The following is a 25,760-nucleotide window of genomic DNA, read 5'->3' as shown; positions in this document are numbered from 1 at the left end:
CAGACTGACGGGGTTTATATTATTTTTCTGCCATAGCAAGCAGACGTTTCCTGTCCAGAATCTCTATGGTCCCTCTGCTTAACGAAAGTATATTTTCGTTCTGAAAATACCGCAGCATGCGGGTGACTACCTCTCTGGCAGTTCCCAGATGGTTGGCAATTTTCTCATGGGTCATTTTTATGGTATCACTTTCTTCAATATTGCTTTCCTCCAGAAGAAAAGCAGCCAGTCTCTTGTCAAAACTTTTCCACAGAATCTGTTCTATGAGCCACATAACTTCAGAAAATCGACCGGCAATCACCTGATTCACAAAATTTGAAACGGGGAGGGATTCGTTCATCAGAGTCTGAAATACATCAGGCGGGATCACCCACAGACTACTGTCTTTTTCCGCCTCAATGGTAAGATCAAATTGAAGATTCTGCAGCATACAAGATGCTGAAAACATACAGGTGTCCCGGTCAAAAAGCCGGTAGATGGTTATTTCTCTGCCTTCCTCTGAGAGGATGTAAGCCCTCAGCTGGCCGGAGGAAACCAGCAGAAGTCCCAGACAATCGCTGGAACCATTATAGACTACAGTTCCTTTTTTTACTTCCCGGTTTCTGGCGGAATCCGTCAGCATCTGCTGCTGCTTAGATGTCAGCTCCTTCCAGAAAGGAAAAAATTCTGAAATATTCATATTCCTTCTCCCAAATGATGATCCTTTGCACTGTTTCCGGTTTCCCGCAGTTTCACTTTACCCGCCGCCCGGCGTCGGCGTTCATCCTCGATGGCTGCGTAATGTTTTCTGGTTGTATTGACATCTTTATGCCCCAGAACATCCGCCACCAGATAGATATCACCGGTTTCTTTGTAAAGCTGCGTACCATAGGTGCTTCGCAGCTTATGCGGTGTGATGTTTTTCAAAGTGGTTACCGTACGGGAATATTTTTTTACCAGATTTTCCACAGCACGAACGCTGATCCGGTTTCTCTGCATGGATAAAAAGAGGGCGTCTTCAGAGCCTTCTTTGGCTGTGATCAATTCCCGTTCATCGAGATAATCGAGGAGTGCTTCCCGAACTTCATCGCCGAAATATAAAATCACTTCAGCACCGCCTTTGCGGTGTATCTTCATACCGTTGGTCTCAAAATCCAAATCCTGAATATCCAGACCGACGCACTCAGAGACACGGATCCCGGTGCCCAGCAGGAGAGTGAGCATGGCAAGATCTCTGGATTTTGTTTTGTTGTGATATTTCTGCTGCGTTTTTGTAAGCTTGTCCCCGTTTTCCACAGAATCCAGGAGCTTGGCAATCTCGTCCACTTCCAGACGGATAATAGCCTGTTCATGCTTTTTCGGCAGATTGAGAAGACTGGCAGGGTTATTTTTTATTTTCTGTTTACGATAAAAAAATTTATAAAAAGAACGGATGCTGGCTGCCTTTCGCATTCTTCCCCGTTCTTCGTTGGTGTGGATTTTGTTGTCGGGATCTTCGTAAAGCTTTATATAATCCAGATATTCCTCCAGTTGTGTGAGGGTAATCTTATCAAGAACGGTCACCGGCCAGGACTTCACAGGACCGTCCTCCAGATCCGGATATTCTTCTTCCAGAAAACGAAAGAAGATACGAAGATCATAGCCGTAAGCAATCCTGGTCCGGGAAGAGGTGGTCGGTTCAATTCCCCGGAAAAATTCCCGGCAGAAGTCAGGAAGCTCCCGGCAGAGCTTACGCAGCCGTTTTTCATTTTCAATATTAATCTGATCAGAATACGTAGCTCCCTGCATTTTTTCACCTCCTTAACGGTCTGTAACATAAGGTTTATTTTCATTAGTATAGCATTTTAGGAAGAAAAAGTAAATGTTATTTATATAAATAACAAAAATAAATTTACTAATATAATAAATTCTATGCAAAAAAGAAGAAGAATCATATAATTGTAGATTTATTTTGATGAAATTGTGAGCAGTTTATGGAAATAAAAAGAGAAATATCTGACAAATATTTGTTATCTCTATGAACAACAATATGATGTCAGATATTTTAAGGAATATTATTTATCTTTCCCGGAAACCGGTGGACATTTCGGATTGATTAAACCATTTATAATAGCGCGGAACATACGTGCCTTCGCTCCCGGGTTCTCATGATTAATCTGATTGATCAGATTCTTGGCGTATTCCCTTTTGGTAATGCCGTCCACCGGGCAGGGACTCTTTACCACGGGAAGTTCATTGGCTTCCACAAAGCCTTTCACATCTCCCTCATAAAGAAACATCAGCGGACGGATCAATGTGAGACCGGTGCGGTCCAGGTAAGTGACAGGAGAGAAGGTGTGAAGCCGTCCTTCATAAATGAGAGACATCATCATAGTTTCGATGATATCATCTTTGTGATGGGCATAAGCTACCTTGTTGCATCCCATTTTTTTCACTGTCTCATTCAGAGCTCCTTTGCGCATTTTAGCACAGAGAGAACATGGATTGCTTTCCTCCCTCACATCGAACACAATCTCCGCGATATCCGTTTTGATGATCTGATATTCTACCTTCAGCTGATCGCAGAGTTCCTGGATTTTCTCTAAATTCAGATTCTTAAATCCCAGATCCACTGTGACAGCAACAATATCGAACTTTTTCGGGTAAAAATAACGAAGATGGGCGAGAGCGTAGAGGAGAGTCAGGCTGTCCTTACCGCCGGAGATTCCCACAGCGATTTTATCATTTTCTTCAATCATTCCATATTCATCAATGGCTTTTCTTGTATAACTTAATAATTGCTGTAATTTCATTCTTATATCAATTCCTTTCTTCCTTTCATCCATGACAGTCAAAAAATATACCATGAAAGCACTGCCTGATTAAGAACGAGAAACATCCGGATCAAACACCGGATACCTGCTGCAGAAAGCTTCATGGCGAAACTGTTAAGATGATAGCATGTATTATTTTTAAATTCAATACATAAGATTTTCTGAAAAGAAATTTAAGGAGAAATTCCGGTATCCTCATAAACAATATGTGGACGTTTTCCCACATTTCATTTTTGTTTTTGTATAGAAATCATGCTATAATATGCAGAAGAATCAGCAAAAAGGAGGCAACATGAAACATTTTGTACAGAATCTGATTCTTGTCATCATCCTGACCATTCTGCTGCTGTTTTCCTATGCGTTTCTGCAGAAAAAAACTGAAAATTTTGGCCTGTCAGAATTCTATCAGTTTCTTTTTGAACACCCATCGGGACAGCAGGAGAACGCAGCGAAAAATGGGGCGGGAGAGGAAGAGAGCCAGCAGGCGAAAGACGGAGAGAACAATACATATCGGGCAGTCTGGCTCAGCTATCTGGAATTTAATGCCTACCGCCGTTCTGTGACAGATCCTACTGAAAAAAGCTTTCGCAAGTTCTTTCGCCATATTTTATACCGCAGCAAAAAATGTGGTTTTAACCGGATTATCGTACAGGTTCGTCCCTTCGGGGATGCTCTGTATAGATCCGGGTATTTTCCGTGGGCAGCCTGCATCTCGGGGACCCAGGGAGAGGATCCCGGATATGATCCGTTGTCTGTGATGGTAGAGCTGGCCCATAAAAAAGGATTCCGTATTGAAGCGTGGATCAATCCTTACCGGGTGTCATCGGGAAATGATCTCGATGAACTGTCCGAGGATAATCCAGCGAAAATATGGGCACTTTCCAGCGATAAAACCCGCAATGTGTTAAGCTACGACGATGCCCTTTACTATAATCCGTCCTCAGAGGAAGCACAGGAACTTATCATAAATGGCGTGAAAGAAATCGTGGAAAATTATGAGGTGGACGGGATCCACATGGACGATTATTTTTATCCGACATTCAACGAGGCCAATGTGGATTCGGCTTTTGATTCTCTGGAATATCAGAAAGGACTTTCCGATGGCACCATTGAAAAAAATACATCTCTGGCCGATTGGCGACGGAAGAATGTGAATACTTTAGTATCTGCTTTATACCAGACTATAAAGAGTATCGATCCTGATGTTTCTTTTGGCATCAGTCCTGCGGGTAATCTTTCTAACCTGAGAAGCGACTTGCAATACTACGTAGATGTAGACACCTGGGTGAAGAGTGAAGGATATGTGGATTATCTGATGCCGCAGATATACTGGGGTTATACCAATGAGGAGGCGCCATTTGACAAAACTCTGAAAGAATGGATAGCGCTCACAGAAGATTCCAGCGTAAAATTGATGGCGGGGCTGCAGCTGTACCGCATGGGCACCGGCGATGACGGGCAGAGCGATTATGAGGAGCTCCAGGATGCCGGATTGATCGCAAAAGAGCTGACACAGCTTCAAAAAGAGAAAGCCGTCAGTGGATATTGTTTTTTCAGCTATCAGTATCTGGATGTGGACAATAAGATCTATGATTTTGATTCCAATGAATTCGCCGCAAGCCGAAAAAAAATTCTGAAAGAGATTGCCGGAGAGTTGAAGAATATACATAAAACAGCAGAGAATTGAAAAACAGAAGAATATGAAACACAAAAGAAAACATGAAAAAAGAACCATCTATAACAAAAAATGTGTATGATCCAGAATCAAATCAGATTTGACCCAGATTAACAGATATAATGATAAAATTCTGGAAAACAGACGCAACTCTGCGTTAAAGTTGTGTTTTGCGAATAGTTGAGCCGGGCTCTCTTTCATATTAAATAAAAAGAAACATCCACCCTTCTGTGCAGATGTTCCTTTTTATATTCTAAAACTTAAGCTTCACAGGAAGCTACGATTACATATTCATCCGGAATTCCGTAAATATTATCTACCGGTCCCAGTTTCCACTGGATTTTACAGAGGGTTTGCCCAATGACATCTTCAAAGTACAGCATTGCTATACCTGCGTCTATCCGTTCTTCATATTCACTGACATCGTTGTCTTTGCGCATGAGCAGGACAATTTTTCCACCGTCTATCAAAAATCTCCACGGCTGACGGTTCATGGTAGACGGCGCTTTTCTTACACAGTCCATCGGTTCATACAACGCTCGTTCCAATAATGTATTTACATCGGCGCCTTCTCCCCATTTGTCGATGTAGACCATTTCCTGCAGAGGCAGAACTTTTGACTGACTGCTTTCTTTTTTGCGCATATCTGCCTGGGAATAATTGTCGCCGGTCTTCAAGGCTCCCAGGGTGATCGGCGCCTTTTTCTTGCCGTATCCGATAGTCAGGATACCCACAACCTCTTTATTTGTGACTATATTCAGCCGGTGTATCACTTTTTCGCTGCTTGTAAAAGTAATCCAGCAGGAATCGACGCCCAGCTCTGACGCCTTCATGGAAATGCTCTCTCCAACATATCCTGCATTTTCCAGATAGTGCTCCTTATTTTCGGATAATAAAATAATATAATGCGGCGCATTGATCAAAATGCCATGATAACCGGCAAAACCGTCAAGCTGACGGTAAACCACATCATTGTCCATGATGCGAATATCCATCTCGATATCATCGACCAATTTCGGGCAGGTGTTTGCATACTGCGAAAGTTCTTTGATAATCTTCGCATCTACTTTCTTTTCCTTATAATCCCTCACAGAATATTTATTTAAAATAATATTTTTGTAATCCATTTACAGATTCCTCCTCTTTCTTTTTAATTGTCATAGCATATAGCGTTTTGATATTCTTCCCTATTATAGCACAAAGAAGTGCAGGTATCTATTTTCTTGAGAAAAAATGTTTGAGAAAAACATACATGACAATCACAAAAGCAATCAGATATCCCAAAGCGCCAAGGGCCGGTATCCCCAATATTTTGGGGGTCATGTCTGTCGTACAGATAATACTGGAACTGATCAGCAGCGCCATGACCCAAAGCCCCATGACGATATTGCGGATCAGCCGCCGTAAAAGTTGTGACAGATCATCCGACACATGCAATTCCAGATTAACCTTTGTCTGTCCCTTCATGTGCCCCTGAAGGATATCGGCGGCCAGGGAAGGAATATCTATGGCGCGGCGCAGGGAACGGACAATACTCCTTACAGTTCCCTTCACTTCTTTTTTCAGATTCTCTTCCTGAAAAAACTGGTCTTTTATGCGCGCAGAAGCAATCTGTACCATATTAATATCGGGGCTGATGGAGGCAAGGATACCCTCCACGTGGGTAAGACCTCTGGCAAGCAGCGTCAAACCGTGAGGCATGACAATCTGATTATTTTTCATGGTTTCCATGAGACTTTTTACCAGATCTGCGATATCAATACTTCCCATGTCAGCGGTGCCGTATTTTGCCATCAGTGCCTGCAGATCGTCATAAAGCTGACTCTGATCCGGTTTGCCCCGAAAATCTCCGATAGCAAGGACACAGTCCTGAATCATGCCGATATCGTTTAAGGCGACACCTTCCACAGCCCGGCTGATGAATTCACGGTCGCGGTCTGTAAGGCGTCCCATCATGCCCATGTCCATCCAGACAATTTTCCCGCCGCGGACCATCACATTCCCCGGATGAGGATCTGCGTGAAAAAAGCCATCGTCAATGACCTGTTTGACAAAATTATCGACAAACTTAGTTCCCACTTCGTTTAAATCATATCCGTTTGCCAGCAGATTAGCTTTATCATCAATGGCAAAGCCATTCACATATTCCATCACAAGAACCTGAGTAGTGGTATATTCCCTGTAAAGGCGGGGAACCTCCACAAAAACCACGTCGTCATTTTTATCCGCGAATTCTTCCATATTGGCGGCTTCCATGAGAAAATTCATCTCTTCCTGGGTTACCCGCCAAAGTTCCGTGAGGACTAAATCCAGATCCACCAGATCTTTAATGGCTACCGGAGGCAGAAGTTTGACTGCCCGCCGTAAAAGTCCGATATCTCTGGACATAGTTTCATAAATGCCCTGTCGCTGTACCTTTATGACAACCTCATCTCCGTTCTTTAACGTGGCACGGTGCACCTGCGCGATGGAAGCGGAACCCAGAGGCGTCATCTCAATATCTGAAAAAATCTGACGCCAGGAATAGCCGAAAGAGGCGTTGATGACCTCTTCTACCTGTGAAAACGGCATAGGAGGAACTTCAGAACGAAGTCTCATCAGTTCGTCACAGTACTTCTGTGGAAGAATATCGGAACGGCTGGACATAATCTGCCCCAGCTTAATATAAGTCGGTCCCAGATCTTCCAGTATCTGCCGCAGCTTTTCCGGAGTAATACCCCGGGTGATTGAATTCTTCCTAAGCACCGCTGTCATCTCTTTCAGTCTTCCCCGGTAATTGTCAGAAGTACTGTTGTCTGAGGCATTGTTTTCCATAGGATCTGCTGTATTCTCCTGCATCTACTCTTCCACCACATCCTCACTGGATGAGGTATTACAGCCGTCAGAAGAATCCTCATCCATCTCTTCTCCCTCCGCCCTGGCAATCTGTTCTTTTAGCGCAGCCAGCTGTTCCGGCGTCATTTTATCGATCAAATCCTTTAATTCTTCAGGAGAAGAAGGTTTTACAGAAACATTGACATTAGATTTCATTTTTTCGCGAATATCGTGGCGCAGCTCCTGATTGAGAACCTTTCCCTGCTCCACGGTAAGCTCTCCCTTTTTTACCAAATCGTCAAGAATCTCTTTTGATTTTTCCGCGGTCATCGCTGCAGAACCGATACCTGCCAGTAATAATTTTCTGATGTTTTCGCCTAATTCCATAGTGACTCCTCCTTATTATAAAATGAACTTAAAAAATACCGATAAAATCAAGAATCTTTGGAACAAAAATCACACATCCGATGATAGCCGCCATGATGGCGGATATGAGAACCGCCCCTGCCGCCGTATCTTTGGCGACCTTGGCCAGAGGCTTTCTCTCCTCTGTGACCAGATCCACCACAGATTCCACCGCTGTATTGACAAGTTCCAAAGACAGGATCAATCCGAACAGAACGAGACAGATGCACCATTCCGTCACGGATAAATGTAAAACAAGCCCCGCTGCTATGACAAGAAACATGAAGACACAATGTATCTTGATATTTCTTTCTTTTCTTATACATGTAAATATTCCCTCAAATGCATAAGAAAAGCTTTTATAGAGCGGAGCCTTTTTTCTGTCTGACATATGAATCACCTGCTTTGGCGCGGTTTTCAAATCAGTGTAATCTGACCGGGTCTTTGAGAAAACCGCACAATTTTTTAATTATTATATTGTATATTATACCACAAATTAGACAGTTTGTGCACATCTAAAAAACACGTATTTATGCGGAAAATTCAGTATATAAAGCGAAGCAAGATTGCCCAAAATGATACCATTTAGTAACAAATTAGTAACACAATTTTACTTCCTGATTTGGGCTATTTCTTTTTATTTTTTGTACTTTTTTCAGTTATTTTAAAAAACAAAGCACATCTCAAACTGCTGAAAAAATAACAAATGACAGCCCCGCTTCCGGCAGCCGCGGCAGTTCCCATGAGCCTGAGTCGATGCAGAGCCATAGGGCTTTTTTCTCCTGACAGAAATGTAGTGAAGTCCTCCGTCTGTTTCTCCGCCCAGCGGCTCCAGAAGGAAAAGTCCGACCAGCGGGTGGGGATCATATCTTCCGGAATCTGCGGATGAATTCCCGTCAGAAAGAAAAACAGCCACACAAGGCACAACAACAGCAGCGCAGCCAGCAGAACCCGGACCGGATATCGCCGGTTTTTTCTCATCAGAGAAAACGTTTGTCCCAGCAGGCTGCTCCATAGCACCACCGGCAGCAAAAAACTGAATGCCGCTGCCAGATCGGATATCCCTTTCTGGCGACTGATCTCTCCCGTAATCCCATGTCGGACCATAAATTCCTCTATTTGACTGGAGCTGCCCTGCTGCTTTTTACCGTTGCTTCCTTCCGATGGAAACCGCAGGGAAATATGATGAAAGGCGACGGCGCTGCTGCCGCCTCCAGCGACTCCATTTTCAAAAGATACTCCGTTTCCAGCGGAGTCATGGTCAAAAACAGCCTCCTGCACCACAAGTACCGGCGTATCCTCCGGAAGAATTCCGCGGATGGTGAAAGTCTCTCCATTGTACTGAAGTTCACTGTTGACAACGTTCCGGCTCCCGAACAGGGTTTCCGCTGTGAGAGCGTCAATGAGGCAGCCGCCGGTATCGTCCTTTTTCAGCACCGGTCCGTCAAAAAGCAGATCTGAATCTCCATTCAGCAAAAGAACGGATACATTTTCCTGCCGGTCCCACGCTGTATTTTCCACCAGTGCGTCTTTTTCTTCCTCCCAGAGAGTGAAAAGAAGCGGCGAGTCCTGCTGCTTTTCCAGCATCCGCATCTCTTCGGCGGCGTCTCCCGTGACAGTGTCTCCCGCCAGGAGAATCTCTGCATCGGCGGTCGGAGACAGTCCGGCGGCGGCAATTCTTGCCAGGACAAATAAGACGATGGACAGCGCTGTCATAAACATACTACGAAGTCTCTTCTTCCTCCCTGACCCGGTCGCCGTCCTCGACGGATCTGCTGGAAGAAATGATGATGGTACTGTCTGCATTGATGACCCCTTCCTTTATGGCTGCGTAAGTTTCATTTTTATCAAGGACGGTGACTTCTGTCCGCTGGGCAAACCATTCCTCTCCCAGAACAGATTCTCTTTTCTCCACCGTCAGAATATATTCTTTATTATTTTCTTCCCGCAAAGCGGAAAGAGGAATGGTGGAGGCATATTTTTCTGACTTCTGGGTGACAATCATGATGGCCGTCTGCCCGATGGATAATCCGCTGTTCGTGAGAGCGTCGCCGGTGAGCAGTACTGAAGCGTCCAGAGAATCAGTACCCGCCGTGGTTTCCCCATCCGCTCCGCTTTCCGTCACGGATTCCAGGGACAGCCCCTCTGCTACCGGAGTCTCTCCATCTAAAGACAGGGAGATTTCCGCATTGTCCGTCAGATATTTTTCATCTTCTTTGGAAAACTGAGCTGTAAACCGTATACCGGCACTCAGATCCGCCATGCGCATGACTGCTTCCTCTGTAGTCATACTGCCGGCTGTCACCGCCACATTGGTGATGACTCCGTCATTGTCCGCTTTGATCTGCCCTTTTGCCTCCTTTATTTTATTCAACTTGCTAAGATTTTTTTCATAAGTGTCTATGGACAGATCGTTGATGGCGCCAGTGTTATCCTTTTCCAGCGGCTTTTTTGCCTCGTCGATGGCCTGCTGCGCTTCACTGAGCGCGCTTTTCTGACTATTTTTGGCGTCCTCATAAGCTTGTTCTTTTTGTTCCACCAGGCTTTTCAGGCTCTCAATGTTGTCGGTATCCGATTGTTTTCCTTTTCTATTTGCTTTTTTCTTATCTTTTTTAGCCTGCCGCAAATCCTTTCTGGCTTTTTCCAGTTCTTTCTTTGCCGCCGATACAGTGTCGGAGCCGGCGCTCTTGGCGTCAACATAGTTTTTCTCTGCCTGACGAATGGATTTGCTTCTGCTGTCTTCCTGCAGATTTCTGTTATAATCCAGAGCGTCATTGCTGAGCTGCAGAGATTTTATCTCCTTTTCCACCTCGTCAATCTTCTCCTGGAGCTGTTCCAGATTAATTTTTAACAGCACGTCATCTTTTTTTACAGTATCTCCCACATTGACATATACAGATTCCACCTGCAATCCGGACTCCACCGACACAGCAGTTTCCCGGTTCTGTATGGCGGTCCCGGCGGCGGAAATTCTATGTTCGATGACCCGGGCCGCCGGCGCGTCCACCTGTACCCTCGGCACCGTGACACTGTCCGCCCAGCGGGATAAAAATGTAAATAATACCATAACGGCAAGGAAAACTGCCAGCAGCCGGATAGCACGGCTGCGCAGGGACTGCTCGGTCTGCCACTGAAATTCCAGAATCGCTTTGAGACGATGCTGTATGCCGGATAAAGATGTTCGGAGATCGCGGCTTTTTTGGATATTCCGGTTCTTTTTCATGATCTTTAGAAATCCCCCTCTTCTATGTTCTGTCATAATTTCATCCTTTCAGACCGGAAGCGGCAATGCCCTGTTCCAGATGATTCTGTCCCGCTAGAAAGACCAGCAGAGCCGGAAGCAGTGTGATGACAGACGCCGTCACCGCCATACCGGCATTGGACAGGGTAATATCCGGCAGAAATAAAGACAACGGCCACAGCCGCTGATCTTTTAAGAATGTCAGCGGCTGTTCCACCAGATTCCAGTATTCCAGAAAACCGAGCACCGCCTGGGAGATAATACCGGCGCTGCCCAGGGGAAGACCGAACTGCAAAAAAATCTGCAACTCCCCCGCTCCGTCGATCCTCGCAGATTCCAGAATTTCCACCGGAATGGAGGAGAAAAAACGGTAAAGAAGAAATACCGGAAATGTGGAAAAAATACCCGGCAGAATGATGGAAAGCTGCGTATCCATGAGACCCATTCCGTTCAGAACCAGGTAATTGGACAGCATGGTAACCTGAAAGGGCATCAGCATCAGCACCATATACAGGGTAAAGAGCAGATTATGGCATGGAAACCGGTAGCGGGCAAAGGCCCAGGCCGCCGGAACTCCTACCAGCAGCTGTCCCAAAAGAATCCCTCCGGTAATTTTCACGGAATTCCAGAACATGATGAAAAATTCCGGCGTATCCAGAAGAATTTCAACATATGACCGCAAAGTCGGATATAAAGGAATCAGAACCAGACGGACAAAGCCGGTGCGCTCCCCGAGAATCGCCCCCAGTACCTGTCCGATCTCCGGGTTTCCCATGAGCGAAGCGCCGAACAAAAAAAGAATCGGATAACAGGTGAGCAAAGCAAAGATTCCAAGAAAAAATAAAAGCATATGGCTGCGAATCCAATTTCCCATGGCAATAGCCTCCTTCATATATTGTCTTCCTTCTGCAGTCTGTTTTTCAGCAACAAAATCAGTACGAAAATAATGAAAAATACCAGAACCGCCGCTGCGGACAGTTTGTCCAGGGATAAATCCCGGAACCAGTTTTGAAAAACATGCTGCAAAAGATACATGTGCTCTTCCGGGTAGCTGCCGCCGATGAGATATGCCTCCCGGAATACCTTGAAAGAATTCAGCAGAGAAAGCACCGTGATGGTAAAAAAGGACGGCAGCAGATTAGGCAGGGTGATATAAAACAGACATTCCCGCTCACCCGCCCCATCCACACGGGCAGCCTCATAAATACTCTCCGGAATGGCGGAAAGTCCTGCCAGCCACAATATGACATCATATCCGATGTTTTTCCACAGATAGGTAAATACAAGAATCCAAAAAGAATACTTTGTATTCATCCAGTCTGCTCCGGAGATTCCAAAAAGATGAAGAAAACCGTTGAGCAGACCTTGTCCATGGAAAAAATATTTCCATAAAAGCACAATGGATGATACGGGAATCGCCATGGGGATCAGGTAAATACTTTTAAAGAATCCCCCTCTTTTTCCTATGCGCCGAATCCAGAGACTTAAGGCCAGCGAGGACAGCAGGAGCAGAGGGAATACAGATAACTGTAAATCGGATGGAATTGCCGGCGGCCTGCCGGAAAGCGTCGTTTGTCAGGACCGACTGAAAATTGGAAATCCCGACAAACTGACCGCCGATGGCGGAAGTAAACGCCCGCCGCAAAACATCCAGAAAAGGAAGCAGTACAAATATGCTGACTCCCGCCATGCTGGGCAGCAGGAAGAAAACGCCCTTCCATACATTTTTTTTCATCATTCGGACAGATACAGCTGTATTTTCTGCATGGCAGTCTGCACCGTATCCTCAAGACTCTGATTACCATTCAGATAAGCTTCGCCTTGTTCGATGATCTGTTCCCGAACCACTGTATCAGTGACCGCAGCCGTTTCCAGCGAGTCAATGATACCGGAGAGGGCTTTGACATCTTCCTCTGTCGGTACGGTCATATCCAGACTGATCATCTCTCCATCCTCATTGGAGAAAGCCATAGCGCCGCTGGCTCCTTCCTCCTGCTGCATGAGCGCCTCAAAAGCGGTGCGGTTTACAGGGAGACCGTTTCCAGATACAGAGCCCACTTCCTCAGAAAATATGGTCTTAATAAAGGCTTTCGCCTCCTCAGCATGTGTGCTTTTACTGCTGATTCCGGCTGATAAATACGGAATAAAAATCTTCTGCTCCTGATTATTGAAAAGACCATAAGAAAACGTCTTTCCTTTTGTCTGCTGGTTGACTGACAAAATAGCCATCAGATCGGCATCTGAACCTATGGTTCCAAGATTTACGTCTATATCCCCGATGAACAAATCCAGAGTGCCGCTGCTGCCCACATTGGCAATCCCCTGTGTTTCCAGATCCAGAGCATTTTCTTTGTCGCTGTCCGCGTCGTAAATGGTCTTCGCCGCTTCAAAAAATTTCTGAAGACCCGCCTGATCTACTTTTGCCCCGTCAATCCACCCGGCGCTGTCCGCATCGAACAAATAGCCCAGTAATGTCTTCGCCGAAAGATTAATGACCGGGTTATCGTTCCCGTTTTGCGCCAGAGATTGTATATGAGAAGCGAGACCCTCAACTGTTCCGGCGGCGTCCACTGCCTGTTTCTCTCCCTCTACAAATGGCAGAAGGAAACGGGAAGGCAGTCCGTAATATTTTTCATCCTTTTTATAAACTTCACAGAGATTTTCGAAGAGACTGCTGTCTTTTTTTATCTCTTCCGCCACATCGCTGATATCCATGAGCAGGCCCTTCTCAATGTAATTGTCCACCGGCATGCCGTCCAGAATGATCACATCCGGCCCCTCTCCCGCCATGATATCGGAATTCAGGGTTCGCAGAGCATCATCGGCAGTCACAGCATTATCGCCGCTGCGGCCGATTTTCAGATTGACATAAATATCGGCGTGCTCTTTCTGAAAAGCAGAGATAGCCTGGCGGATTTCGGAAGAATCTTCCAGCGCATAGACGGTCAGCTCTTTATCCGGCACCGTGGAGGCGTCGGCGGAATAGGCGTATTTTAAAAGCACGTCTCTGTCTGATTCGTCCTTCGCCCACAGAAGAAATGTATCCTCATTGATATGGAACAGTTTCCGGAAACTCGTATTTGGATTGCCAAGGGAATTAAGTTCTCCGTTGACCATCTGCTCACTGACGCTTCCGCCGGTATTATAGTGATAAATACCCTGATGACTGGCATAAAAAATATCATCGCCATCAGAATCGAAGACCATGGTCTTATCTCCTTGTACATAGGAATTGTCCGTATTTTCTTCTACAACGGCGTCCGGCAGCACGCTGTCCGCTCCGTTTTCTTCGGCGTCCGTCCGCAAAACATGTATTTCTCCTTCGGAAAAATAGAACAGACGGTTTCCGGAAGCATTAAATATCCTGGCATCGTCAGATGTTCCGGCCGTACCGGAAACTTCTCCGGTTTCTCCATTGATCCGATAAATATTTTGCTGTAAATCCAGCGCAAACAGGCTGCCGTCCTCCGTGAACTCTCCTTCTGAGACAAAATTACCAACGGATCCATCCCCGGACGATTCGGTGTCCTTCAGAGGAATGTCCAGTTTTCTGCCCTGACCGTCGGCGGCAAAAAGCCAGTTTTCCATAGAGGAACCGTCCGCTCCAAAGCCTCCGTTGACAAAAATCTTTCCGTCGGCGGAGATGGCGGCAGCATAAGTAAACGGGCAGTTTGCGGCATCAAGCTCTTTTGGAAGAGCAATTTCTTCCCAGGAGCCTCCGTTATTTTTGGAAGAGAAAAGTTTTCTCTCTGCTCCATCTCCTGTGAGAGCCATCATCTCCAGAGAACCGTCCGAAAGACACCCGATGGTCTCGACCATGGTGATATCCTCCGGCAGCGTCAGTTCCTCTTCCAGAAAACGGCCTTTCGCTGTTTCACCTGCTGAAGTACTTCCCTCTGGCGCGGCATTTCCGCAGCCTGTCAGGGATATTATAAGAAGAAGCAGACATAGCAGCCATAAAAGCAATCTATGTCCCGAAAATCTACTGGTTACCTGCATGTATAAGCACCTCCTGAAATGTTATGCCGTTATCTTAGCACAGCAGTCTCTATTTTTTCTCTAAAAGAGTCTCTAATTATTGTCAGGTTTTAGAGATAGTTTAGAGAAAAATGTGGTATCATACCAATGTTTTGTGAAATAAAAACAGAAAGGGAAAAGCTATGAGAATTCTGTTAATTGAAGATGATAAAAATCTCTGTGACACATTGAAATATCAGCTGGAACAGGAAGGCATCCTGGTAGATGCCTGCACCGACGGGCTGGATGGGCTGCACTATATGAAAGAAGACGCTCATGACATGGTGCTTCTGGATCGGATGCTTCCCACCATGAACGGCCTGCAGGTACTGAGGCGGGCCAGGGAAGCGCAGATAAAACACCGGTCATCATGATCACCGCTCTGGGAGAGCTTTATGATAAAGTGGAGGGGCTGGACAGCGGAGCGGACGATTATATCGTAAAGCCCTTTGAATTTCCGGAACTTCTCGCCCGAATTCACTCTCTTTCCCGCCGCAGCGGCCAGTGGGAAGCCGGCGATTGTCTCTCTTATAAAGATATCAGTTATGATGCAGTGCTCCGCAAGCTGCAAAAGGGACGGCAGCAGATTCTTCTTTCCCGGAGAGAAGGCTCACTGCTGGAATTTTTTATCCGCAACGCCGGACAGACTCTGCCACGCAGCCTGCTGCTCTCCCGGGTATGGGGACCGGACGCAGAGGTGGAAGACGGCAATCTCGATAATTATGTACATTTTCTCCGCCGCCGGTTAAAAACTGTAAACAGTGAAGTATCCTTGATCACCGTGCGGGGCGTCGGTTATGTGCTGGAATAAATCAGATATATTCTGGAATGAAAAGAGGAGAATCCATGAAACAGAATAAGGACAGAAAGAAAAATATTTATCAGAAATTTCACTGGAAACTGACGCTTTTTGCCACGGTGGTGACCGGCTGTATCCTCGTGGGCGCCACCCTTCTCTGCCTGTCTCTTTCTGAGCGGGAACTGGAAAGAAATCAATACATTTCTTTCTTAAATAATGTCAATACCACCTTGTCCCACATGGAAAATCAGGCAGTCGTCAGCCACCAGTGGCTGTCCCGTCTGGAAGCCAGCTGTCAGTTTATGATTCAGATTTATGATAACGGTACTCCCCTTTATTATCAGCAGCTGCACCATTCCGGAGGAGAGCTTTCTGTGATGGAAAAAGCTTCTGCGCTGGCAAGAGAAGAACATGGTATGGATATTTTTGCCGCGCCTTCTTCCGATAAACTGCTGCATCACGTGGAATACGCCATGGAAGATGCCGGCGTCACCTATTATGCCAGCGCCGCCACTCTTCCCATGGAAAAGGGATATCTTGGGATTCTTCTTCTCCATTCCACGGAAAATCTTCAGAAAGACATGCAGAAACAACGCCTGATTTTCCTGCTGGCTGATTTGGGCGCTGTGACGGTTCTTTTTCTCTTTTTCTGGTTTTTTACCGGACGGCTGATCCGGCCGCTCATGGAAAGCCGGGCGAGACAAACCCGGTTTATCTCCGCCGCTTCCCACGAGCTTCGGGCGCCTCTGACAGTGATCATGTCCGCTCTGTCAGCCCTCGAGACGGCATCAGGAAACGACAGGCAAAGATTTATTGCCATGATGCAGTCGGAAGGCAAACGAATGTCACGTCTCATTGAGGATATGCTGTTTCTTGCCGGTTCTGACGCCAGATCCTGGAGATTCTCCATGGAGGAAACTGAACTTGATACTCTTATCCTTGACGTATTTGAAAAGTATGAGACTGCGGCTGCAAAAACAAAACGGCAGCTCACCGTCCGTCTTCCGGAACAGGAGCTGCCGCCCTGTCTGTGCGATCCACAAAGAATCACGCAGGTACTATCTATACTTATTGATAACGCCCTATCCTACACGCCGGAGGACAGCCGTATCACCCTTTCTCTGTCTGCATCCGAACACCGGTTTCCGCTGAAAGTCAGCGACAACGGTCCCGGCATCCCTGACGACAATAAAGAAAAAGTCTTTGAGCGATTCTACCGGGCCGAGGACTCCCGGACCGGCAAAGAACATTTCGGTCTGGGGCTATGCATCGCCAGAGAAATTGTCGAAGCCCACGGCGGGCGCATTCAGGTGACCAACAACGTTCCACAAGGAGCCGTATTCTCGATCATGCTACCAGACACATGAGAAATATATTCAGCTTATTACCGCGGCCAGCGATCCCTGGCCACAGGAAACTCAGCAAATGGCTCATGGGGTTCCGTCTGATACCAGTAAGCCACCGTCGCCACATCATCCTGCCGCTCAAAAAGTCCGCCGTGACCAACGCCAATCTGCTGCAGAGTTACTTTGAGTTCTTCCTCAAAGCAGATCGGATCCAGGATGTGCCAGCGGTACAGACCGCGCATCGGCATACAGTCATCATTGTGGTAATCATTGTGAATCAGATCATCCTGTCTGGAATAGTAAGGATAGCCCATATACGGCATGGAATAATTCTGTTCTACCGTTTTACCGTTGATCTGGCGGGCAAAACTCCAGGAACCGCCGAAATAATCCTCTGTTCCCGTACCACAGATGGTCGGATACTCTTCATCACCGTCCAGATAGAACTTTACCTCGCCTTCTCCCCACCAGTATCTCTCCAGAGTGGTGAGCGCCAGATAGGTACCCACATAATGTCCGCTGCCACGGACGCCGTCGAGAATCACATAATCCTCCGCTTTTTTTGTGATTTCCTGCCGCCGCCACTGGGCATGAAAATAGCAGATATCCTCCGGAAGTTCTTCGCAGAGACCGTAATCAATCTGATAGAAAAAAGCAGGAATGGCGTTGGCATGCTGATTTTCCAGTGTGATCTTTGCTTTCTTTCTGAAAGGCATTGGAAAATAACAATTGAATCCCCGGTTGGGAGCTACGGCCACAGGAAGGGAATTGACGATGCATTCCCTTCCAAAGCCACAGCAGAAGAAATCGCCCAGAGGCGTTTCCACCGAAGGCTCTTCTTCCCCGTCCCAGTACATCCGAAGCACCAGATCTCTCAGCACAAAGCAGTCCGCATCGCTGGTTTTGTTATCCACCGTAATCCAGATGTGTTGAATTACACCCGGGCCGTCAATGTCCGCCAAGGTGACCGTCGCCCCGGAAGGAATATCCTTCAGACACGGGCTGCCTTTCCTGGAAGGGCCCAGCGGGCTTGCCGCTCTGCCGCCCTTTCCCTTTTCTCCAGTTGGATTTTCCGCATTGATGGCGCGGCTTTTCATATGTTTCGCCAGAGGAAGCGCGCCAAGGCCGCCAAAAAAACTGTTCATCATATGTCTTTCCTTCTTCCTTTCTATTTTTTACTATATCCTTTATTCGGTCCGCAGCGCCAGTACCGGATCGCTCTTCGCCGCCTTCTTTGACGGGATCAGTCCGCCGAGAAGAGTCAGACCAACACTTAAAAGAATCAGAATAACGGCAGGAACCGGTGACAAAACGGCATTAATATCGTTGCTGCCTGCCAATTGATGGATAAGCGCATTTCCCGGAATCAGAATGAGCAGCGTAAGTCCAATGCCCATTAAACCGGCGCACAGCCCGATAATAAATGTCTCCGCATTAAATACCTGCGAAATATTTCTTTTGGAAGCACCGATAGCCCGCAGTATACCAATCTCTTTTTTTCGTTCCAGCACACTGATATAGGTGATGACGCCGATCATGATGGAAGACACGATCAGGGAAATCGCCACAAAGGCAATGAGCACATAGCTGATGATATCCACGATATCCGTCACCGAAGACATGAGCGTGCCGACCATATCCGTATAGGTGATGACCTGTTCATCCTTTCCTTCCGATTCCATCTGACTGTTATAATTGTCCAGAATATCCACCACATGTTCTTTACTTTCAAAATCCACCGGATAAATATCTATACCGCTCGGCTCGGCAAAATCCGCATAACCAAGAGTCCGGAGATTATTTTCATATGTAGCGCTCTGTGCCGCGCTCATGGATGTCATCAGTTCAGATAATTCATCAAAATCCATATTCATGGAAAAAGCATTGGCAAAAGCGTCGCCGTCAATATTCATCATATCTCCCATACCACTTCCAAGCTGTGACATCATCTGCTGCATGGCATTGCCCATATTAGCGCCAATCTGATTCATAATCTGAGTCATAACGGCGTTCATCAGTGTCTGAATATCATCGGAATATTCGTCTGTCAGGTCATTCGTCGCTTTTTTTACTGCCCTGGTCAGATTCTTCTGCAGCTTTCCGGTATCAATCATATCAAGAAGCCCGGAATTTAACTGCTGCTGTGCATTGTCCGTCCCCAGATAATCTTTAAAATATTTACCGATATCCGCCGGATTCGGCATTCCATTTTGTGAAGCATATGCTTCATATCCGGCTGAAAGATCTTCTGCCAGTACTCGGAGCTGTTCCTGTGAAACTGTGATATTTCCGTTTTTATCAATGACCTCACTGCCCCAGTCGCTCAATATCCTGCTGCCGGCATCCGTCTGCAGATACTCCAGTAAATATTCGTCAAACTTATCAGGGTCCGTATAGCCTTTGTCCGCAGCATATTTCTGATAACCGGCCAGCACCTCTCTAAATAAGTTTTTCATATCTTCATCTGACACGGAAAATGTACCATTTTGTGCCAGTATATTCATCAAATTCTCATTAATGATCTCTCTGGCGCTGTCCGTACTCAGGTAATTCATGAAATATTGTCCCAGATTGGCGTAATCAGCTTCCGGATGGGAAGAAATGTACTCCAGATAACCCTCCAGGAGCCTGGACGCCAGACCATTGAATTCATCTGTAGAAACCTTCATATCCACACCGTCAAACAAACCGTCCAGATCCAGGTCTTTCATCTCAGGCAGTTTGAAATTCATCTTATTCGGATCCAGCATCTTTGTCAGGTCAATGGAGCCTCCGCTGCTTCCGAACATGTCGGACATATCAAATTCTCCGGCGCCTCCAAACATGGAATCCATATCAAAATTGAAAATATCTTTAAATGCATCTTCATTGACCGTGAACATGGAATCCATATTAAAATCTTTGTTTTTTCCGGTTTTTCCAAATTTCTTTCCAGTAAATATGTTTTTCTTTTTATGTGCAAGCTGTTCCTTTACAATCTCGCTGCCGGCAGCATTTTCCACCACATGCTTTGTAAGAGACGGCGGGTAGGCGATGCCTGCATTGAGAAGCAGACCTTTGGCGTCCTCCGCCGGCTGCACAATGCCGACCACCTGGATATCTTCTCCGTCCGCCACCAACTTTTTCATATATTTTTTATTGTCTGATTTATCTGTCCAGACTTCGTAATCTTCATCATATTCATAAAAGTCCGCACTGTTGACCAGTTTAAACGTTGTCCCCAGAATATCCTTGTAGGAATAGGAACCCATATCTCCCGGCGTCTCCACGGTTTCCTCATCAATAAATTGCTGAATCATATCGTCAAGCTCCACTGCATCACGAAGTCCCAGTGTATAAAGCATAAAATCGCTGATACTTCCATCGGAAGTCAGAACTACAACACATTCATTATAATTTTCCGGCCATCGCCCCGCCTTTACCTCATACTGATTCTCATAAAGGCTGGTATTTTCCGGCATCTCATAAAATACATCGGTTCCCATCATGGAAGACATCATACTGTTGGAGCCCATAGAGGATCCAAACCCCAGCGCCTCAAAAGACTTATCCGGATTCACCTGACGGATCTTTGTCTTTCCGTCTTTCTCCTCCTGACGGAAAATCTGCGGCGCCACATTATAAGAATATTCCACCGCACTGGTATAATCCTCTATGCCACTTTCTCCGCTGTCCAGATAAGTTTTCAAAGATTTTAAGTCGTTGGAATCCATGGTTGAAAACATATCTGACACCATCTCAATGACATTGACCTCTCCCTGTTCCTCATCTTTCTGCCCGGAATCTGCTCCGGTCATCATCATCGAGGAAAGATCAAAACCCGTGCTCTGAATCTGCAGCGGATACTGCGATAACGTATCCGTCTCCACGCTTTTAATATAATCATTGACACCGGTAGAAAGAGCAAGTATCAGGGAGATGCCTATAATTCCGATGGAACCGGCAAAAGAGGTCAGCAATGTCCGGGCCTTTTTGGTCCGAAGATTATTAAAACTCAGGGACAATGCCGTCAACAAAGACATGGACGACTTCCCCATGTTTTTATGCTTCAGCTCTTCCTGTTTTGTTTCTTCTATTATAAATGGATTACTGTCAGAACGGATTTTTCCATCCCTCAGATTCACAATACGGGTGGCGTACTGCTCCGCCAGCTCCGGATTATGAGTGACCATGACCACCAGACGGTCTTTGGCCACCTCCTGAAGCAGATCCATCACCTGCACACTGGTATTGCTGTCCAGCGCGCCTGTCGGCTCGTCGGCCAGCAAAATATCAGGATCATTGACCAGCGCCCTCGCGATTGCCACACGCTGCATCTGCCCGCCGGAAAGTTGATTAGGCTTCTTATGTACCTGCTCTCCAAGTCCTACTTTTGTGAGAGCCTGAATGGCCCTCTCTCTTCTCTCGCTTTTTCCCACACCGGAGATAGTCAATGCCAGTTCCACATTGGAAAGAATTGTCTGATGTGGTATCAGATTATAACTTTGAAACACAAAACCAATGGTATGATTCCGATAGGAATCCCAGTCTCTGTCCTTATATTTTTTTGTGGAAATCCCATTAATAATCAGATCACCGCTGTCGTACCGGTCAAGACCGCCAATGATATTAAGAAGTGTCGTCTTACCGGAGCCGCTGGGACCCAGGATTGCCACAAACTCATTATCCCGGAGATTTAAATCCACATGATCCAGTGCCTTCTGGACCAGATCTCCCGTCCTGTACTCTTTACAGAGCTGTCTGACTTGAAGCATTCTGCTTAATTCCCCTCTTTCTGTCTTTACATTTTCTGTTATCGGATCACAATCCCTTTCAGGAAAACAAACATTCCATATATATTCGAGCTCTCCGGAAAAAATACATTTCTTCCCGCTGACACCCTAAAAACCCAGATACTGCAGAAAACCGGTGCATCCCCGGATCAGATCCTCATACGTCTCGTCAAAATTACCGGTATACCACGGATCTGCGATCTCCCGCCGCTCTCCGGCGTATTCCAGAAGCATATGAACCTTATTCTCCGGATCCCGTCTGATAATCCTCATGATATTGCGCACATTCCACTCATCCATGCAGATCAGATAATCAAACGCATCGTAATCCTCTCTTGTCAGCTGTCTTGCCCGGCGCCGCTCATTGGGAATCCCCATTTCATCCAGCTTTCGCTTGGCGCCCGGGTGCAGGGAGCGGCCGATTTCCTCCGTGCTGGTGGCGCAGGATTCAATATAAAACTCATCTTCCAGGCTCTTCTGCCTGATCATATCTTTTAAAATGAATTCGCACATTGGTGATCTGCAGATATTGCCGTGGCAGATCGCTAATACTCTAATCATATATAAATATTCCTCCCGATAGCAATTGTTCCTGCCCATTAGACAACAGGAACCTAAACTTTATCTAAACTGCGCGCCGAAAGAACGTTATTTTCTTACCCGCCGCGCTCTATTACAGTATACTGAAGTATAGCATATATTAAAAAAGAGTTCCAATCATTTTAGGAAAGAATCCCGGAGGAATATTCTGTAAAGGAAAAAGCCGGATCATGCCAAACAGTGTGGAGAAAGATATAAAGAATGCCAGAAAAGCCAAAGTAATAGAAATAAGGGCCGTCCAGTTTTTTTCAATGTCAGAAGCGGTCATCACATTTTATGCCGTCGGTCCAAGCTTTGTCTAAAGTCATACGGTTCTGGGTGAGAGTTCCGGTCTTCTCCGCCTTACTCTCCTGTAAAATGGTCATTCAAACCATGTTCCAGGTCCGATTGAAGCCCCGCGCAACGTCTTGAATATCTTCATGATGTACTGTCATTGCAAAACCTCCTGTCGTTTTATTATGTATCCTATTATATGAACAAATACATAAAAAATCATTGGACACCAATAACAGCGCGTCTCAAATTCTCACGCGGAGCGAAAAACGTTACTTTTGGGGACGGGGAGGAGGGAATGTCCAAAAGGGGGTGTTGAAAATTCTTTGGATTTTTATTACCTTATTCCCACTTGAAGAATCTCACCGCAATTCCTCCGCAAATAATAATCAGAGCCACCATAACAACCAGAGGGAACCAGGCAACTTCTATCGGTAAGCCCAGCGAAGCTGCTTTTAGTAATTTAATCCCCTGTGTCAGCGGTAAAATATCTGCAATCCTCTGCAATGCCGTCGGCATTACCTCGTATGGGAGAGTTGCCCCGGAGAAGATTAACATGGGAAAATACAAAACGCTGGCAGTAATACTGGCGACCTTTATGTTCGGAGTGACTCCGCCCACCATCACTCCAATACTGAATGTGGAAAGCATCACCAGAAGATAGGAGGCCAGAAAGATTCCTACAGAGCCGGACAACCGCACGCCGAAAAACAGACTTCCTACCAGATAGACCAATATTAAAGAAAGCAGCGAGTAAATGGCGTAAATAGAAACCTGTACTGTCAAAAGCAAAATGGGACTGGTTGGCGTTACCTTATACCGTTTTAGTATTTTCTTCTGCCGATAGTCAGAAATCACCAACGGGAGTCCCATAACGCCACCGGCACAGATCGCAATCGTGGAAATTGCACCAAAGGACTGCTCTAAAAAGGAATAACTTGCTCCCTCGAAAGCGGGCTGATTTCCATAAATGATGCCGAGTAGTACCACCACCACGACCGGCAGGAAAAGTGCGAAGATCACCATGTCCATACCTCGAAAAGACAGCTTGATTTCTGTTTTCAGCATTGTAACATATTTATTCATCGTCCGTTTCCTCCTCTCCGGTAAACCACAAATAGGCTTCTTCCAAATTATCATACGGGCTTTGGTGAATTGCCTCCTGAACGGTTCCTGTGAAAATGAAATTTCCGTCCTTCAAAATGGCGATTGTATCGCACAGGACTTCCACCTCGTCCATAAAATGCGAGGAAAGAAAGATGGTCAGACCCTTTTGTTTCAGTGCATCCAGACTTTTCCAAACACTCCTGCGCGCTTTTGTATCAAGACCCGTTGTAAGCTCGTCCAGAAAGACGACCTTCGGATCAGGCAGGAGCGCTAAAACAATAAATAGCCGCTGTTTTTGTCCGCCCGATAGTTCATTTACAAAAGCTCCTCGTTTCTCCCACAGGCCAAACTGCTTCAAAAGCTCCTCGTAATTTGCAGCTTTCCGGTAAAGGCAGGCGGTTTCTTCGCACAGCTCCCAAACCTTAATTTTTTCTGAGTAGCTGGCTTCCTGAAATTGTACGCCAACCTGCTCAAAGAGTTGTTTTCTGTCTTTTTGAGGGTCTAATCCCAAAATAGAAACAGATCCCGCGTCTGCCTTCCGGGTGCCTAAGATACACTCTATCGTGGTAGTTTTGCCTGCGCCATTTGCTCCGAGCAGGCCGAACACCTGACCTGTTCCAATCGAAAACTCAATGTTGCTGATTATTTTGTTTCCGGCGTAAGATTTACTCAAACCGGTTACTTTGATGGTTTCATTCATGCCTTTATACCTCCTGTTTTGATGAATAAAGGTTAGCATGGTTCGGTGGTATGGTGGGTCAATGTAGGCTTTTATTTTGTCATTTTCTGCATTTTTTCAATTTGTCCGGCCACATAGACCGCATTTTTCCGGGCCTCGGCCAGAGAAGTAAGCAGCTTGTCGCACGCCTTAATAATATCGTCATCCTCATTAGGTGTATCAATGACTGTACGTATATTTGCGGCGGGATCGTCGCCAACTGCCCGCAGCATCCGTAAAATAGCAGCCAGTGAGTAATTCGCGCAGCGAAGAGAACGGATGATCTTCAAACGTTGTATATCCTTCTCCGAATAGACACGATAACCGTTCTCTATGCGCTTGATTGTAAAGAGTCCATTCAATTCCCAGTTCCGCAGCGTGTCTATGGTAACGCCGAGAAAATCCGCAGCTTCTTTTCGTGTGAAGTAAGTGCCTGTATGTTCTCTTTCATCCAACCCGGCAAGTATTTTCCGGGTAATCTGAATTGCTTCCTCCGCATTTTTTCGCTCCTGATCCACCTGCTGGATATAGCGGCGTGTCAATACGGCAGCTTCTTCATAATTTCCGGCAGCGGAAACCTTTATGATATTCACCGCTTGCTTTCTGAGACCGTTTTGAAGCACCTCCACCCGAAGGGCCGCACGCGCCAGCTTGAATTGCTCTATATGTAGGTCGGTAAACACTCTGTATCCATTTGGTAAGCGTTCCGGCTTAGGAATAAGAGCGCATTTTTCATATAGCCGGACGGTATTCACATGGATGCCAATCTGTCTGGCAACGTCGATGGTTTTATACTGCTTCATTGTATACACCTCCCATTCTGTTATACCACACTTTATAAGTCTGGTGTTTAAGTGTAGGGTTGACAGTGTAGCGGATTTTTATAAAAAAGGCAAGTCTATTACGATGAGCCGATTCATCCAAGATAGACAGGCGCATTCTAGTAGATAGCCGGCTCACCTTGCTATACGAATAATCAATAATCCTACTCTACATTTTTAATCGCTCGTATAATTTCCATGGTGCTAGTATATAAATAGTGCAAGTCAAAATGAGAAAATTCCAAATAGACAATACATGATATAATAGAAGTATCGTACTGAAGGAGGATCTCATTATGGCAAAGCAACATGACAAACAGTTTAAACTGGATGCAGTCCAGTATTATTTCGATCACAAAGAGCTTGGTGTCCGTGGCTGT

Annotated in this window: 22 protein-coding genes and 1 pseudogene; 4 read left to right on the top strand and 19 right to left on the bottom strand. The window is 46.0% G+C overall.

What is annotated here, in order from left to right; genetic code table 11:
• Nucleotides 1-19 precede the first annotated feature (19 nt).
• From B5E53_RS13915 to B5E53_RS13905, 3 genes are all read right to left on the bottom strand, one after another.
• Complete coding sequence (locus B5E53_RS13915) at nt 20-679, bottom strand: Crp/Fnr family transcriptional regulator (protein WP_087316065.1); 660 nt, start codon at nt 677-679, stop codon at nt 20-22.
• Nucleotides 676-1,767: a tyrosine-type recombinase/integrase gene (locus B5E53_RS13910; RefSeq protein ID WP_087316063.1), complete on the bottom strand. Its 1,092-nt coding sequence runs from the start codon at nt 1,765-1,767 to the stop codon at nt 676-678. The genes B5E53_RS13915 and B5E53_RS13910 overlap by 4 nt, the downstream gene beginning before the upstream one ends.
• Nucleotides 1,768-2,033: 266 nt before the next feature.
• Entirely contained in the window at nt 2,034-2,771 is a 738-nt protein-coding gene (locus tag B5E53_RS13905; protein WP_087316127.1) for an ATP-binding protein, read from the bottom strand.
• Between the two features lie 313 nt (nt 2,772-3,084).
• Between B5E53_RS13905 and B5E53_RS13900 the strand changes: the two genes are divergently transcribed.
• Nucleotides 3,085-4,479 (top strand): family 10 glycosylhydrolase, encoded by a 1,395-nt coding sequence (locus tag B5E53_RS13900; RefSeq protein ID WP_162611924.1) that lies wholly within the window; start codon nt 3,085-3,087, stop codon nt 4,477-4,479.
• 248 nt (nt 4,480-4,727) lie between these two features.
• Here B5E53_RS13900 and B5E53_RS13895 read toward each other — a convergent pair whose 3' ends face one another.
• The 10 genes from B5E53_RS13895 to B5E53_RS13855 all read right to left on the bottom strand — a co-directional run bounded on the left by B5E53_RS13895 (nt 4,728) and on the right by B5E53_RS13855 (nt 14,926).
• A complete protein-coding gene (locus B5E53_RS13895; protein WP_242963738.1) occupies nt 4,728-5,594 on the bottom strand; it encodes a nitroreductase family protein in 867 nt (288 codons plus the stop codon).
• Between the two features lie 88 nt (nt 5,595-5,682).
• A complete protein-coding gene (locus B5E53_RS13890) occupies nt 5,683-7,281 on the bottom strand; it encodes an AarF/UbiB family protein (RefSeq protein ID WP_242963736.1) in 1,599 nt (532 codons plus the stop codon).
• A gap of 24 nt (nt 7,282-7,305) precedes the next feature.
• Entirely contained in the window at nt 7,306-7,668 is a 363-nt protein-coding gene (locus B5E53_RS13885) for a hypothetical protein (RefSeq protein WP_087281014.1), read from the bottom strand.
• Between the two features lie 28 nt (nt 7,669-7,696).
• Nucleotides 7,697-8,077 carry a diacylglycerol kinase family protein gene (locus B5E53_RS13880; protein ID WP_087316058.1) on the bottom strand — a complete coding sequence of 127 codons (381 nt, stop codon included), beginning with the start codon at nt 8,075-8,077 and terminating at the stop codon, nt 7,697-7,699.
• 236 nt (nt 8,078-8,313) lie between these two features.
• Nucleotides 8,314-9,408: an ABC transporter permease gene (locus tag B5E53_RS13875; RefSeq protein WP_087316056.1), complete on the bottom strand. Its 1,095-nt coding sequence runs from the start codon at nt 9,406-9,408 to the stop codon at nt 8,314-8,316.
• Between the two features lies 1 nt (nt 9,409).
• Nucleotides 9,410-10,945, bottom strand: coding sequence for a biotin/lipoyl-binding protein (locus B5E53_RS13870; RefSeq protein ID WP_140401502.1), 1,536 nt, complete (start codon nt 10,943-10,945; stop codon nt 9,410-9,412).
• Nucleotides 10,946-10,949: 4 nt separating this feature from the next.
• On the bottom strand, nt 10,950-11,801 hold the full coding sequence (locus B5E53_RS13865; protein WP_087316123.1) for a carbohydrate ABC transporter permease: 852 nt from the start codon (nt 11,799-11,801) through the stop codon (nt 10,950-10,952).
• Nucleotides 11,802-11,815: 14 nt separating this feature from the next.
• The gene (locus B5E53_RS20165; RefSeq protein ID WP_343215661.1) at nt 11,816-12,349 is read right to left on the bottom strand and encodes a sugar ABC transporter permease; all 534 of its coding nucleotides are present in this window, start codon (nt 12,347-12,349) and stop codon (nt 11,816-11,818) included.
• Between the two features lie 19 nt (nt 12,350-12,368).
• Nucleotides 12,369-12,665 (bottom strand): hypothetical protein, encoded by a 297-nt coding sequence (locus B5E53_RS20160; protein ID WP_343215660.1) that lies wholly within the window; start codon nt 12,663-12,665, stop codon nt 12,369-12,371.
• Nucleotides 12,662-14,926 (bottom strand): extracellular solute-binding protein, encoded by a 2,265-nt coding sequence (locus B5E53_RS13855; RefSeq protein ID WP_087316052.1) that lies wholly within the window; start codon nt 14,924-14,926, stop codon nt 12,662-12,664. Before B5E53_RS13855 ends, B5E53_RS20160 begins: the two co-directional genes overlap by 4 nt.
• Before the next feature lie 161 nt (nt 14,927-15,087).
• Between B5E53_RS13855 and B5E53_RS20155 the strand changes: the two are divergent.
• The 3 genes and pseudogenes from B5E53_RS20155 to B5E53_RS13845 all read left to right on the top strand — a co-directional run.
• Nucleotides 15,088-15,362, top strand: a pseudogene (locus B5E53_RS20155) (response regulator); the annotation flags it as partial.
• Complete coding sequence (locus tag B5E53_RS20150) at nt 15,348-15,755, top strand: response regulator transcription factor (protein WP_343215662.1); 408 nt, start codon at nt 15,348-15,350, stop codon at nt 15,753-15,755. The pseudogene B5E53_RS20155 and the gene B5E53_RS20150, both read left to right, overlap by 15 nt.
• Before the next feature lie 35 nt (nt 15,756-15,790).
• Entirely contained in the window at nt 15,791-17,110 is a 1,320-nt protein-coding gene (locus B5E53_RS13845) for a HAMP domain-containing sensor histidine kinase (RefSeq protein WP_162611923.1), read from the top strand.
• 17 nt (nt 17,111-17,127) lie between these two features.
• Here the strand turns inward: B5E53_RS13845 and B5E53_RS13840 are convergent, their stop codons facing one another.
• The 6 genes from B5E53_RS13840 to B5E53_RS13815 form a co-directional block, all read right to left on the bottom strand.
• Nucleotides 17,128-18,237, bottom strand: coding sequence for a glycoside hydrolase family 172 protein (locus B5E53_RS13840; protein WP_343215659.1), 1,110 nt, complete (start codon nt 18,235-18,237; stop codon nt 17,128-17,130).
• Between the two features lie 39 nt (nt 18,238-18,276).
• The gene (locus tag B5E53_RS13835) at nt 18,277-21,843 is read right to left on the bottom strand and encodes an ABC transporter ATP-binding protein/permease (protein ID WP_087316048.1); all 3,567 of its coding nucleotides are present in this window, start codon (nt 21,841-21,843) and stop codon (nt 18,277-18,279) included.
• Nucleotides 21,844-21,969: 126 nt separating this feature from the next.
• Nucleotides 21,970-22,422 carry a low molecular weight protein-tyrosine-phosphatase gene (locus B5E53_RS13830; protein WP_087316046.1) on the bottom strand — a complete coding sequence of 151 codons (453 nt, stop codon included), beginning with the start codon at nt 22,420-22,422 and terminating at the stop codon, nt 21,970-21,972.
• Nucleotides 22,423-23,076: 654 nt separating this feature from the next.
• Nucleotides 23,077-23,820 carry an ABC transporter permease gene (locus tag B5E53_RS13825; protein WP_087316044.1) on the bottom strand — a complete coding sequence of 248 codons (744 nt, stop codon included), beginning with the start codon at nt 23,818-23,820 and terminating at the stop codon, nt 23,077-23,079.
• Nucleotides 23,813-24,541 (bottom strand): ABC transporter ATP-binding protein, encoded by a 729-nt coding sequence (locus B5E53_RS13820; protein ID WP_087316042.1) that lies wholly within the window; start codon nt 24,539-24,541, stop codon nt 23,813-23,815. Before B5E53_RS13820 ends, B5E53_RS13825 begins: the two co-directional genes overlap by 8 nt.
• A gap of 71 nt (nt 24,542-24,612) precedes the next feature.
• A complete protein-coding gene (locus B5E53_RS13815; protein WP_087316040.1) occupies nt 24,613-25,362 on the bottom strand; it encodes a MerR family transcriptional regulator in 750 nt (249 codons plus the stop codon).
• Nucleotides 25,363-25,760 lie beyond the last annotated feature (398 nt).

This window comes from Eubacterium sp. An11 (genome assembly GCF_002161065.1).
GTDB classification, from domain to species: domain Bacteria; phylum Bacillota; class Clostridia; order Lachnospirales; family Lachnospiraceae; genus Anaerobutyricum; species Anaerobutyricum faecale.
Note: the sequence above shows the minus strand (reverse complement) of the source record. Positions and strands in the feature narration are given on the sequence as shown.

Bases quoted from the DNA above. Each gene is read 5' to 3' on its own strand.
- B5E53_RS13915 (WP_087316065.1), bottom strand. From the start codon at position 679: ATGAATATTTCAGAATTTTTTCCTTTCTGGAAGGAGCTGACATCTAAG.
- B5E53_RS13910 (WP_087316063.1), bottom strand. From the start codon at position 1,767: ATGCAGGGAGCTACGTATTCTGATCAGATTAATATTGAAAATGAAAAA.
- B5E53_RS13905 (WP_087316127.1), bottom strand. From the start codon at position 2,771: ATGAAATTACAGCAATTATTAAGTTATACAAGAAAAGCCATTGATGAA.
- B5E53_RS13900 (WP_162611924.1), top strand. From the start codon at position 3,085: ATGAAACATTTTGTACAGAATCTGATTCTTGTCATCATCCTGACCATT.
- B5E53_RS13895 (WP_242963738.1), bottom strand. From the start codon at position 5,594: ATGGATTACAAAAATATTATTTTAAATAAATATTCTGTGAGGGATTAT.
- B5E53_RS13890 (WP_242963736.1), bottom strand. From the start codon at position 7,281: ATGGAAAACAATGCCTCAGACAACAGTACTTCTGACAATTACCGGGGA.
- B5E53_RS13885 (WP_087281014.1), bottom strand. From the start codon at position 7,668: ATGGAATTAGGCGAAAACATCAGAAAATTATTACTGGCAGGTATCGGT.
- B5E53_RS13880 (WP_087316058.1), bottom strand. From the start codon at position 8,077: ATGTCAGACAGAAAAAAGGCTCCGCTCTATAAAAGCTTTTCTTATGCA.
- B5E53_RS13875 (WP_087316056.1), bottom strand. From the start codon at position 9,408: ATGTTTATGACAGCGCTGTCCATCGTCTTATTTGTCCTGGCAAGAATT.
- B5E53_RS13870 (WP_140401502.1), bottom strand. From the start codon at position 10,945: ATGACAGAACATAGAAGAGGGGGATTTCTAAAGATCATGAAAAAGAAC.
- B5E53_RS13865 (WP_087316123.1), bottom strand. From the start codon at position 11,801: ATGGGAAATTGGATTCGCAGCCATATGCTTTTATTTTTTCTTGGAATC.
- B5E53_RS20165 (WP_343215661.1), bottom strand. From the start codon at position 12,349: ATGGCGATTCCCGTATCATCCATTGTGCTTTTATGGAAATATTTTTTC.
- B5E53_RS20160 (WP_343215660.1), bottom strand. From the start codon at position 12,665: ATGATGAAAAAAAATGTATGGAAGGGCGTTTTCTTCCTGCTGCCCAGC.
- B5E53_RS13855 (WP_087316052.1), bottom strand. From the start codon at position 14,926: ATGCAGGTAACCAGTAGATTTTCGGGACATAGATTGCTTTTATGGCTG.
- B5E53_RS13845 (WP_162611923.1), top strand. From the start codon at position 15,791: ATGAAACAGAATAAGGACAGAAAGAAAAATATTTATCAGAAATTTCAC.
- B5E53_RS13840 (WP_343215659.1), bottom strand. From the start codon at position 18,237: ATGATGAACAGTTTTTTTGGCGGCCTTGGCGCGCTTCCTCTGGCGAAA.
- B5E53_RS13835 (WP_087316048.1), bottom strand. From the start codon at position 21,843: ATGCTTCAAGTCAGACAGCTCTGTAAAGAGTACAGGACGGGAGATCTG.
- B5E53_RS13830 (WP_087316046.1), bottom strand. From the start codon at position 22,422: ATGATTAGAGTATTAGCGATCTGCCACGGCAATATCTGCAGATCACCA.
- B5E53_RS13825 (WP_087316044.1), bottom strand. From the start codon at position 23,820: ATGAATAAATATGTTACAATGCTGAAAACAGAAATCAAGCTGTCTTTT.
- B5E53_RS13820 (WP_087316042.1), bottom strand. From the start codon at position 24,541: ATGAATGAAACCATCAAAGTAACCGGTTTGAGTAAATCTTACGCCGGA.
- B5E53_RS13815 (WP_087316040.1), bottom strand. From the start codon at position 25,362: ATGAAGCAGTATAAAACCATCGACGTTGCCAGACAGATTGGCATCCAT.